The organism is Methanobrevibacter sp., assembly GCF_045586545.1.
Classification (GTDB): Archaea; Methanobacteriota; Methanobacteria; order Methanobacteriales; family Methanobacteriaceae; genus Methanocatella.
Genome location: NZ_JAZNAN010000099.1, coordinates 1 through 12,145, shown reverse-complemented (window position 1 = coordinate 12,145; position 12,145 = coordinate 1). Strand labels below are relative to the sequence as shown.

Annotated in this window: 12 protein-coding genes and 1 tRNA gene; all 13 read right to left on the bottom strand. The window is 36.5% G+C overall.

Features of this window, described 5'->3' with window-relative positions; genetic code table 11:
• Positions 1-112: 112 nt before the first annotated feature.
• Entirely contained in the window at positions 113-1,126 is a 1,014-nt protein-coding gene (locus tag ACKI3D_RS07535) for a zinc ribbon domain-containing protein (protein WP_407393382.1), read from the bottom strand.
• 8 nt (positions 1,127-1,134) lie between these two features.
• Positions 1,135-2,019 carry a double zinc ribbon domain-containing protein gene (locus ACKI3D_RS07530; RefSeq protein ID WP_407393380.1) on the bottom strand — a complete coding sequence of 295 codons (885 nt, stop codon included), beginning with the start codon at positions 2,017-2,019 and terminating at the stop codon, positions 1,135-1,137.
• A gap of 8 nt (positions 2,020-2,027) precedes the next feature.
• A complete protein-coding gene (locus tag ACKI3D_RS07525; protein ID WP_407393378.1) occupies positions 2,028-4,292 on the bottom strand; it encodes an OB-fold nucleic acid binding domain-containing protein in 2,265 nt (754 codons plus the stop codon).
• 13 nt (positions 4,293-4,305) lie between these two features.
• Positions 4,306-4,788 (bottom strand): hypothetical protein, encoded by a 483-nt coding sequence (locus ACKI3D_RS07520; RefSeq protein WP_407393376.1) that lies wholly within the window; start codon positions 4,786-4,788, stop codon positions 4,306-4,308.
• Positions 4,789-4,890: 102 nt separating this feature from the next.
• Positions 4,891-5,256 carry a desulfoferrodoxin family protein gene (locus ACKI3D_RS07515; protein ID WP_407393374.1) on the bottom strand — a complete coding sequence of 122 codons (366 nt, stop codon included), beginning with the start codon at positions 5,254-5,256 and terminating at the stop codon, positions 4,891-4,893.
• Between the two features lie 54 nt (positions 5,257-5,310).
• Entirely contained in the window at positions 5,311-5,685 is a 375-nt protein-coding gene (gene nifU, locus ACKI3D_RS07510; RefSeq protein ID WP_407393372.1) for a Fe-S cluster assembly scaffold protein NifU, read from the bottom strand.
• Between the two features lie 2 nt (positions 5,686-5,687).
• The gene (locus ACKI3D_RS07505) at positions 5,688-6,896 is read right to left on the bottom strand and encodes a cysteine desulfurase family protein (protein WP_407393370.1); all 1,209 of its coding nucleotides are present in this window, start codon (positions 6,894-6,896) and stop codon (positions 5,688-5,690) included.
• 62 nt (positions 6,897-6,958) lie between these two features.
• Complete coding sequence (locus tag ACKI3D_RS07500) at positions 6,959-8,254, bottom strand: O-acetylhomoserine aminocarboxypropyltransferase/cysteine synthase family protein (RefSeq protein WP_407393369.1); 1,296 nt, start codon at positions 8,252-8,254, stop codon at positions 6,959-6,961.
• A 216-nt stretch (positions 8,255-8,470) separates the two neighbouring features.
• Positions 8,471-9,817, bottom strand: coding sequence for a cysteine--tRNA ligase (gene cysS / locus ACKI3D_RS07495; protein ID WP_407393367.1), 1,347 nt, complete (start codon positions 9,815-9,817; stop codon positions 8,471-8,473).
• 31 nt (positions 9,818-9,848) lie between these two features.
• Positions 9,849-9,919, bottom strand: a tRNA-Cys gene (locus tag ACKI3D_RS07490).
• A 74-nt stretch (positions 9,920-9,993) separates the two neighbouring features.
• Complete coding sequence (locus tag ACKI3D_RS07485; protein ID WP_407393365.1) at positions 9,994-10,368, bottom strand: transcriptional regulator; 375 nt, start codon at positions 10,366-10,368, stop codon at positions 9,994-9,996.
• 1 nt (position 10,369) lies between these two features.
• Positions 10,370-11,086, bottom strand: a complete 717-nt coding sequence (gene cysE, locus ACKI3D_RS07480; RefSeq protein WP_407393363.1) for a serine O-acetyltransferase — start codon at positions 11,084-11,086, stop codon at positions 10,370-10,372.
• A 60-nt stretch (positions 11,087-11,146) separates the two neighbouring features.
• Positions 11,147-12,094, bottom strand: coding sequence for a cysteine synthase A (gene cysK / locus ACKI3D_RS07475; protein WP_407393383.1), 948 nt, complete (start codon positions 12,092-12,094; stop codon positions 11,147-11,149).
• Between the last annotated feature and the right edge of the window lie 51 nt (positions 12,095-12,145).

Below are 12,145 nucleotides of genomic sequence, written 5' to 3'. Positions count from 1 at the left end.
ATTAATGCAGGTAAAAACATTCTAAAACAAGGATTAATCGATTTAATCGATGAAACAATGAACCTCTGGGACAGGGAGGATAGCACGGTAATTCTACTCTCATGGGAGAGTATCAGCCCGTGAAGTAAGAATCCTCGACTTCTACAAAGTCGAGGTAGTTCAACCCTTTTCTGATTTCTTCGAGCTCCTTTCGAGTGTTTTCATCTGAAGCTTCTTTTAAAATATTGCACAAAACACCCAATAAAATAGTATTTTTCAGATTTAATGGAAATGCATCATCCGTTTCCAAAAGTATTGATTCGAAAGCCTGTTTATTTAGGTCTAATCTATATTGCAGTTTGATATCCTGCCTCAAATCCTCGGAAATGTATTTTTCAAGATAAACTATTATCTCATTTGCAAATGTATTGCCCAATTTTACCATATCTCTTAAGGACTCCTCATCAACGCCTATCCTATCAACCAGCAGGTTGAATGACCCGTAATTCTGATAGCCATATGGAATGAATCTGCCTTCAACGGTATGGGCACAATATTCATTCATTATTTTAAACTCAGGAAGTGTTAAAAAATACCAGATAAAGCTCTGTAAAGTCGCAGATGTTTCAACTTTAAGAACATGACATAACAAACTTTCAATAATGCTGAATAGGAAATAGTGAGCCAGTTCATGTATTATGGTGGCAATCTGAACAGAGTCATCCAGCCTATCATCATAATAAATGCAATTATCCAAAAAGATATATCCTCTCTCATAACCTCTGGATTTTGATTTGCATTGGGTAAACACACTAGCCAGACTTAAAATCCTCTCTTTAATGCCGATTCCGTAAATTTCAGAATAATCCGCCCTTATAAAAATATTTCTAAGCAACTCATTATACTCTTCATCGCTGATGTCTGCATTCGAAAGCAGATTTATATTATATTCGCTGAACAGTATGTCAAAATCATCAATTCGCAGAGGATTTATCTGATTTCTGCATTTGACGCATTGAGTTGCTTGATTTTTATTGGTGCAACCACAGTAGGGACAGATATGTTCAATCACAAACTTATTTCCGCAGTGAGTGCAGTAGTTATTTTCCTTAAAATTTATAGTTCCGCAGATATCACAATATTTCAAATCAATCACTACCTAAACCTGCTTTTAAGTGTTCTGCCTGTGCCGCTGATTGAATTCTTATTAATCAATAATTTCCTAATATTTTTACCGCAATTCTGACAGAAATCAGTATTCCAATCAAGAATCTGACCGCATGAACAAATTATTTTTGATTTAATGTTCCTTTTAGGATTGAGCGGCCTATCGCAACTTTGACAAAATTTGGCGTTTTCCGGATTTTTTTCACCGCAAACACATATCAAAAGTGTATTTTCATCTTTCAAGCTGGTACCGCATTCGATGCAAAAATCTGATGTAATTTCATTAATTTTAGAGCATGCACATAATATTGAAATATCCTGCATGCGCCCATAATTGACTAACGGAAGCCCGCAATTCTTACAGAATAGGGAAAATCTATCGTTTTCCTCACCGCAAAAACAGAATTTCGAATCCTTAAATTGCAAATTAAAGTTGCTGTAGTTATCCAAAGGGACAATATTTTCTTCATGCAGCTGCCTGCCACACATCTCACAAAATACATTTTCTTTCGAATTTATGGCTCCACATTCACATAAAACATTATCCAGCGAAAATTCCGGCTTGGACTTATTCTTTAATAATCTTTGAAGCTTGCTTTCAGATCTTTTTGTTCCACACATATAACAATAATCATTGTTAACATCATTCAGATATCCGCATGCACATATTTCATATTTGAAATCTTCCCTTTTACTTTCGATGTATGGTGAAAAGTCAATGTCAAAATTAAAAAATCCAATATTGTGGATTGGAGGAATGAAAACACCTCCATCAGATAAGGTATAACCAGTTTTTAACCCGCATTTACTACAATAAGGTTCATTCGGGAGTATTCTACAACCGCATTTTTTACAGTAATTTCCTAAAAGCATTTTAAATCCTATCTAATTTTTGATAAAGATTGCACTTCCTCTACAACTTTATACAATACTTCCTGACCAAGCCCTTCAATATATTTTATTGAGCCTGCACATTCATGGCCTCCACCATCAATTCCCGCTTGAGGAACTTTTTCAATCATTTTTGCAACTATCTCATTTACATTGAAACCATATTGTTCATTTACAGCATCAGTTGCTCTAAATACACCAAAATCAGGGCCATGACCAAGAGTAACAATTGGTTTATCCTCACCTAACTCTTTTATTATTTTATCATGAACAAATCCGCAGGTTTTTCCTGGTGCAGGGAATGTGAACTTATGTGCATACTTTTCTACATCAATTAAATTAAAGTAAATGCCGTTTTCAAGTCTGGTTTTCTTGATGTTTGGAAGAGCCGCCTTAAGCTGTGTATCAACTCTCTTTTGATATTCCTTATACAAAGCATCAATCATTTTTTCATGCTTATCCAAATTATCCACGGCCAAAATGGTATCCATTATTCCCCTACCATTCATGAACCTTAAGAAATATGCTTCAAAATCAACACATTCTGCAATTTTTGCTAAATGTTTTTTTGTAAATCCCTTTTCAGCTGCAAGCTCCAAGTACTGATACACTTCACCGCATTCAGCACGGTCCCCTAAAGCTGCAACTGCAGGCAAATGCTTAATTAAATCCTTAACGGCAGGATTGATAATATGTGCAACTTCTGTTGCAAGTGCGCCTGCAGTCAATTGTGAGTCTCCACCAACCAAATACGGGTTAACATGGCAATCGACATATTCATCAACAGCTACTGTAGCTCCATAGATTTCACCGTCTTCGACCTCTTTTGTCAGCAATTCACCCGGAGAGTGGTGGTCTATTACAACAACTTCAATATCATATATTTTAGCTTGCATTAATGCAACAATGTCCTCTTCAGTAGATCCATTGTCCAAAAGAACTATAAGAGGCAATTTCTGACCATGCCTTTGCTGGTCTTCAAGGGCAAATGACAAATCCTTTACAACATCTTCCAACTCATAGAATGGAGCCTTACTTGGAGACCTTTTAAAGTAATAATATTGGGCGTCATTGCTGGGGTTTGCATACTCGATTAATGGAATGATTGCCTTTTCCATTGCAACACCAGAACAGATTCCGTCAGCATCGTTATGGTGCCTTAGGATAATTGTTCTCCCATCAAGTATTGCTCTTCGAATTCTTCTTGCGGCTTCCCTCATCTTCGGTTTAAGTCTGTTTAAAACATCACTTTTGACCAAGAAATCAACATGATTCGGCTCGGCCCTTTTGTTTAATGCATCGTCAATCATCTTATGTAACTTAATGGCATTTTCCTCGGAAAGTTTGACCATTGAAGATGCTTCAATCTGTGTTTTTCCGCCATGTTCGTTGACTTCACCAACAACTTGCACTGCATCATCCAGCTCTATTTCAGGATAAGATCTCTCACCTGCCTTGTCGAATGCTGCGATTTCGGTAGTTCCGCTTTCATCACTGATTATGAATATTGTAGGGCCGGAAGTCTGCTGAATCTGTTGAACTTCCCCGTCAATTCTAACAATACTACCCTTTTTCTCTTCAAGTTTGGAAATGATAGTTCTTGGAAGAGAAATGGTTAATCTTTTAAGGTTATACTCTTCAACATAAGCCGGTGCAAAGTCTATCTTTCCCTCTCTGGATTTGATTGAGGTAATGAATACAATTACATCCTCACCTACATGATATTCGGAGACATCTCCTCTCATTAGTCCCCAAACATTATTATTCAATGAAACAAAGGCACCGTATCTTTCGATTCTTGTTATTTTTCCTTTGTATAATCTGTCCTTGTCAATGTCTTTCATCTGACACATTGAATCTAGAACATAAACATCACGAGCTGCCCTTCGGCGAGCTTCAAATTCATCATGTTTCATTTTTTCAACCTTTCTTTTTTCTTTACAGTCATCGCATAAGTCATGCTCTTCGCTCAATAGCTTTCCACAATCTCTGCATACATTGATTTGACCGGTTCCATGACAATGAGGACATTCTTCAAAAACTTCAACCTGCCCTTTCCCGTTACATACTTCGCATGGAATATCTTCCTCTCCTCCGAGGTCAAATTTTGCTTTTGCGTTACTGTTTACACCTTTAAAATGATTGCCTATATCAAAAGCGTCCTCTTCAAAACCTGTTCCTCCACAGGCTTCACATTCCTTGTAGTCCACAACAACTGAACCTATTCCTTTACATTTTGGACATTTAGTTTTCAAATTAAAACCTCTCTTATTTAAATAAATTCGGATTATCCTTAACTATGCTATCACGTTCGTTTTGATACTGAACGGCTTCATAAATCAAGTCATTTGCTTCAGAACCGTAAGTTGAACCTGTATAATTTGAGTATACCTGTAAATTCTCGATGGACAGTTTCAATTTATCTACAGCCTGAATTTTCAAGTTTAATTCATTGATGACAGTATCAATATACTCCTTTTGAATATCATTTATATCATCCGAGAATTCGTTCTTTATATCCTGTAGTTTGCTTAAACTATTCTCATAATTATTTCCTGCAGCTTCTGCTTTAGCCATTGCATTATTAAAATCCCTATCATTAACTAATTGAACAGCCTCATTATAATCTTTATCCCCATTAACAATCAAATCACTAATTTCTGGCATGGTTTTGTTAATGTTGTCAACTGAACTGTCTATGAAAATAACAGCGGCTGAAATAATGAGTAAAGCTAAAACAAAAACTATCAATTTACTATAGCTAGACACATGAATATTTGTGTAAAAAGAAGTTATTAAAATTTTTCATGAAAAAAATAATAAAAAAAAGAAGTTTAAAAATTTATTTTAAACTTATTCGTTGGACCAAAGACCGTGTTGATTACAGAATGCTAATGCAACAATGTCCTTAGTACAGTTGATGGTGAAAGTTGCTTCAGGAGCATCACCAGGTTTAAAGTGTTTGATGTATTGTTCACAATTTGATTCAACAATCACGAATTGAATGTAGTGGTCATCATCCATTGGGTGAGCTGCTTCACCGACTTTAACGGTTACTTCATTACCATCAATTTCCAATACTGGTTTATGTTTAGGTGATTTTTCACCTTCAGTTTGTATAGGGAATGCGAGCATGTGTTCGGAACATGCTTTTTCATCACCTTTAGCTAAAAGTTGGATAATACTTCCACAATCGTCACATTTTAAAATTTTTACCATTTAAAACATCTCCTTATATAGTTAAAGATATTTTATTTTACAAAGTATTTATTTTTATTGATTGTTTTCTTGGTAATTTTCAATGGCAGCCTGAAGTCCATCTGCTGCAAGGTTTGAACAGTGCATCTTAATTGGTGGAAGACCGTCTAATTCTTCGGCAACATCGTTTCTAGAAATTTTTAAAGCCTCTTCAATAGTTTTTCCAACTGCAATTTCAGTAATCATGCTACTTGTTGCAATAGCTGCTCCGCAACCAAATGTCTGAAATGAGATATCCTCAATCACGTCATCATCATTCACCTTAATGTAGATTGTCATCAAATCTCCGCATGTTGGGTTTCCAACGGTTCCGACACCGTTTGCATCTTCCATTTTTCTACAGTTCCTTGGGTTTGCAAAGTGATCCATTACTTTTTCTGAATAATCCATAATTAACACATCCTACAGTTGTCTCTGTGTTTTGCACACATTACATTATCATAATCTAATTCCTGATTCCATAGAGGTGACATTTCCCTTAATCTTGAAACGGATTCTGCAAGAATGCCTACAAATTCATCAACGTCAAAATTATCGCTTTCAGGAGCAAGGGACAATCTTAAAGATCCATGAACATCAACAGGATCCAGACCTAAAGCGGTCAGAACAGGTGATGCTTCCAATTTATTGGATGAACATGCTGAACCGGTTGAAGCCTGATATCCTTTTGCATCCAATAGAAGGATTAATGATTCACCTTCAATTGCCTTGAATCTGAAGTTCACAAGGTTTGGGAGTCTTTGCTCCATATCCCCATTCACATATGATTCTGGAATGGTGGTTAAAACTTTTTCAATGAGTTCATCCCTGATGGATGATAATTTTTCATAATGTTCTTCCAATTGCTGTGATGCCAATTCGCATGCTTTACCGAATCCGACAACTCCAGCAACATTTTCAGTACCTGCCCTGATACCTCTTTCTTGACCTCCGCCATGAATAAGAGGTATGACACGGGTTCCTTTTTTAATGTATATTGCTCCAACACCTTTAGGACCATTGATTTTATGGGAAGATAAAGAAAGTAAATCCACATTCAACTTCTCAACATCCACTTCAATCTTACCGAAAGTCTGAACCGCATCTGTGTGGAAGGTAATGCCTTTTTCACGAGCGATTTTACCGATTTCCTCAATCGGCTGAACGGTACCTATTTCATTATTACCATGCATGATAGTGATAAGAATTGTGTCATCAGTTATTGCTTCTTTTAAGTCTTCAACTTTAATTATACCATTTTCATAGACTGGCAGGTAGGTAACTTTAAAATCAAGTGATTCCAAGAATTTTAAAGTTTCTTTAACTGCAGGGTGTTCAAATTCTGTTGTGATAATATGCTTACCTTGGTTGAGGTATTTAAAAGCTATTCCTTTAATAGCCAAATTATCAGACTCTGATCCCCCTCCGGTGAAAATAATTTCTTCAGGTTTTGCATTGATTGCATCGGCTACTCTCTGACGAGCCAAATTCAATGCTTTTTTAGATTCACGACCATAACCATAAAGAGTGGAAGGGTTTCCAAACTCTTCAGTGAAATACGGTTTCATCTCTTCAAAAACTTCCTCACTAACCTGTGTAGTTGCTGAGTTATCCAAATACATTCTAATCCCCCAATTGTCCTTTTTTTATAAATAAATTTTAGATGAGTAAAGTGTTAATTTACTCAGATACTGTCTAAAGCTTGATTTAAATCATCAATAAGATCATCAACATCTTCCAAACCAATGGAAAGTCTGATAAAGTCAGGTGTTACACCTGTTGCTTCCTGCTCTTCCGGTGTTAATTGCTGATGTGTAGTACTTGCAGGGTGAATTGCAAGGCTTTTTGCATCTCCGATATTTGCAAGAATTGAGAACAATTCCAGTTTCTCAATGACTTTTCTGCCTGCTTCCTCTCCTCCTTCAACACCGAAACCTAGGATTCCTGCAAAGTTGTCCTTCAAGTATTTCTTATTGACTTCATAGGTAGGATGGGATTCCAATCCCGGATAGTTTACCCATTTGACTTTTGGATGTGCTTCTAAGAATTTAGCTACTTTCAAAGCGTTTTCAGAGTGTCTTTTTACTCTAACATCCAAACTTTCAAGTCCCTGCAGGAATATGAAACTGTGTACCGGAGCTTGAGTTGCACCTAAGTCCCTTAAGAGTCTTGCTCTTGCCCTTACGGTAAATGCGATGTTTCCAAGTTCAGGAACATCACCGAATGCATCCCAAAATACCAATCCATGGTAACTTGGATCTGGTTTTGTGAAGTTTGCAAACTTGCCGTTTCCCCAGTTGAATTTACCTGAATCAACAATATATCCTCCGACTGCAGTACCATGTCCACCAACATATTTGGTAGCGGATGCCGCAATGACATCGGCGCCATGTTCCAATGGTCTGACAAGCCCTACACCAACAGTGTTGTCAACTATTAATGGAATATCATGTGAATGGGCAATTTCGGCAAGCGCTTCGAAATCCGGAACATCAAGTTTTGGGTTTCCAATTGATTCAACATATATTGCCTTGGTTTTTTCATCAATTGCGTCTTCAAATGCCTGCAAGTCCTGTGAGTTTACAAACTTGACATCCCTTGCGAGATCCTTGAAGGTGTAGTTGAACAATTGGTAAGTTCCGCCGTAAAGGTTATCTGCAGAAACGATGTTGTCTCCAGGTTCGGTTACATTCAATATTGCATATGAAATTGCTGCAAGACCACTTGATGTTGAAAGACCTGAGTTACCGCCTTCGATAGCGGCAATTCTTGCTTCAAATACATCACTGGTAGGGTTTGTTAATCTGGAGTAAATTTGTCCAAATTCTTGAAGGGCGAATCTTCTTGCAGCCTCATCTGAGTCTTTAAATACATATGAAGTTGTTTGATAAATTGGAACCGCCTGTGCCCCAGTTGCGGGGTCTGGAGTTTGTCCTGCACGTACACCTAATGTTGCTAATCCATAATCTTTATTTGTCATTAATTATCACCTTTATAAAATAATTCTAGTAAAATATATCACGTGTTATATTTACTATATAACAATTGTTATTATTCCTATATAAATGTTTTGGTAAACCTAAAAAAACAAGAAAGTATAACTCATGTTATACAATTATAACATATGTTATTTTAATATATAAATCTTATGATTTCAACTCAAAAAAAAATAAAAAAAATAGAGGAGAATAATCTCCTAATCATTTATTTCATAACCTAAAGCCTGTAGGTTATCGCGGATTTTATCGGATAAATCATATTGTTTGTTAGTTCTTAACTCTGACCTTACTTCAGATATTACATTAAGTAAATCATCAGAACCAGCATTTACCTCTTCTGTCTCAAAGCTAACACCGAAAATATGTGCAGCATCATCCAAGAATGCCTTAATAGCGATCTTATCCTCATCAGACAATGAATCCAAATCATTTTTAGTATCATTGATCAATCCAAAGATTGCTGCAATAGCTTTTGGAGTGTTAAAGTCATCATCCATGCTATCAAAGAATTCTTTTTTATGAGGAGCTAAAGCTTCACATTCAAAGGACTCTTCACCCATTTCAACATCTAAAAGTTCATAATATTTCCTGATTCTATCCAAACTTCTTTCAGATTGGTGAAGTGAATCTTTAGAAAAGTCAATCGGGCTTCTGTAGTGAGTTGAAAGTACAAAGAATCTGAATGTTTCAGCAGCATAATCTTCAAGTAATTCACGAATAGTAATGAAGTTATTCAATGATTTTGACATCTTTTCGCCGTTAACATTCAAAAATCCTGTATGCAACCAGAACTTTACCATTGGAGCTTTACCACTTACAGCTTCCATTTGAGTGATTTCCGCTTCGTGGTGTGGGAAAATCAAGTCAAGACCCCCACCATGAGCATCATATTGCGGTCCAAAGTAGTATTCAGTAATTGCAGTATCTTCAATGTGCCATCCAGGTCTTCCATCACCCCATGGGGACGGCCAAGTTGGCTCATCCACTCCAACACGTTTTTTCCAAAGCGCAAAGTCTTGTGGATTTTTCTTGGTAGTCTCAGCAATGTCTCTGTGAGATTCCAGCTCTTCAACATTTCTGTTGGATAATTTACCAAATTCAGGGAATTTGTCAATTTCAAAGTAGACCCCATCTTCAGTTTCATAAGCAAAGCCCTTATCGATTAATCTTTGAATTTGGTCTAATATTTCATCAACATGATCAGTTGCTCTTGCAAATAAATTAACACCATTTACATTTAATTTGTTCATGTCTTCAATGTATCTTTTTTCAAACTTTCTGGCTAACTCATGTGCCGGAATTCCACTTTCTTTTGATCGGTTAATGATTTTATCATCAATATCAGTGATGTTTTGAATGTAAAATACTGCATATCCTTTATATTCCAAATATCTTTTTATTGTATCAAAAGAAATGTATGTCCTTCCGTGTCCAATATGTGCATCATCATAAACAGTCGGACCACATACAAATAAGTTAACTCTATTTTTATTAATTGTTACAAAATTTTCTTTACTGCGAGTTAAAGTTGAATAGACGTCCATAAAAAATAACCTCAAAAAATAGTAATTAAAAAGGCAAGTGAGGGACTTGAACCCCCGTATTATGGTCTGCAGCCACACACCTAGCCACTCGGTAAACTTGCCACCAAAATTAATAGGATAATAAAATATAGGTAATTAATAGTTTAAATACTTTACTATTAACTACACAATTTTTCCTAATTTGCCTCTGAACCCATACAAGTTTGACAGTCTTCACCGAGCTCTGACTTGTTAATGTTGAGTTGTTCTAATACATCAGCTGTTTTAACATTCTTACAAATTTTGCATGTTCTCGGAATTAAATCCATTTTAGTAGCTTCACCTTCAGATAACTCACGGGCAAACTCATGAATCATTCCTCGAACATCCTCATCGAGTTTGATTCCACTACCACGTTTGTCAGTAATATACTGAGAAACAGCAGGTTGGGTTATATCCATAAGTTCTGAAACATCCTTCTGTTTCATTCCTAAGTTCAATAACTCTTTAGCCAGTTCTGATCTGATTGCAGGAATCACATACCATACAACAATTTCACATGGTGGTTTCATATTAATCCTCGTCTTTTTTAAATAAGTCTTCTAACTCTTCTTGTTCATCTCTTATATCTTCAGCAAAACAAAGGTCATGTTTTTCAAATAATATTTCGAAACGTTTGTCGTTTTCCTGAAGATGTTTTTCAATTACTCTAAGTGCATCGGCAACAGGGTCTGGAAGTTTTCCATGATCCAAATCGACTTTTTCAGGACGTACTCCTTTACGTTTAACAATTCTTCCAGGAACGCCAACACATGTTGATTGAGGGGGGACATCTTTCAGGACGACTGCACCAGTACCAATTTTGGAATATTCTCCAATAGTAATATTTCCCATTACTTTGGCACCAGCACCAATAATTACTCCCTTTTCAACCGTTGGGTGTCTTTTGGTCTTTTCTGTACTTGTCCCGCCAAGGATTACTCCTTGATACAGCAACACATCATCACCAACGATTGCTGTTTCACCAACAACAACACCCATACCATGGTCAATAAATACCCGCTTACCAAATGTTGCACCAGGGTGAATTTCAATACCCGTAATGAACCTAGCCAAGTTAGAATTCATACGAGCCAAAAGCTTAAAAGAATGAATCCAGAGCCAGTGACTAATCCTATGCATCAATAAAGCATAAAATCCCGGGTAACATAATAAAATCTCTAATGTTGACCTGGCAGCAGGATCCTTCTCTTTGATAGCTTTAATTTCAGCCCTTAAATTATCAAACATCGATAAACCTCACAATATGTTATACTTAAATTATATAACATATGGTATATATAGTTATTCTTATTCAAATAACCAATCTACGGAGAGATAACGTTCACCATTGTCAGGAAGGATTGCTATTATTCTTTTGCCCTTATTTTCTTCTCTTTTAGCTAATTCCAATGCTGCAAAAGTTGCTGCTCCTGAAGAGATTCCTGTAAAAATACCTTCCTCCTTAGCAAGAGCCAATAAAGTTTTTCCAGCATCCTCACTTGCAACCGGAATAATCTCATCAATAACTTCCGCATCATAAATTGATGGGACAAATCCAGCACCAATACCTTGGATTTTGTGAGGTCCTTTTTCACCTTTACCAAGGGTTTGTGATTCTTCTGGCTCAACTACAACCACTTTAACATCAGGAACAAGTTCTTTTAAACCTTTAGCAATACCAGTAGCTGTTCCGCCGGTTCCTGCAGCTGATACAACAAAGTCGACTTTACCTTCAGTATCTCTAAAAATTTCTTGAGCAGTAGTTTCTTTGTGGATTTTAACATTTGCAGGATTGTCAAACTGACCTAGAATAATTGAATCCGGAGTCTCTTCATTGAGTTCATTGGCTTTTGCAATAGCCCCTCCCATTCCATCAGCACCAGGAGTCAAGACAAGTTCAGCACCCAAAACGCTTAGGAATTTTCTTCTCTCAACAGACATGGTTTCAGGCATGGTCAATATTAATTTGTAACCTTTAGCGGCGGCTGCAAATGCAAGACCGATACCTGTATTTCCACTGGTCGGCTCTATGATTGTTGCACCAGGCTTAAGTAAACCTTTCTCTTCAGCATCTTCAATCATTGCAACTGCAATACGGTCTTTTACACTGCCTGTTGGGTTGAATGATTCAATTTTAACATCGACTTCAGCTTCTAAATCTTTTGTTAAATTGTTTAATCTTACGATTGGAGTATTTCCTATAGCATCGGTAATAGTATCTAATACTCCTCTTTTTAATTCTGGTATATTTGCCATCATATCGTCTCCTATATTATATTTTCATTATTCTATTACAATTATTTAAGT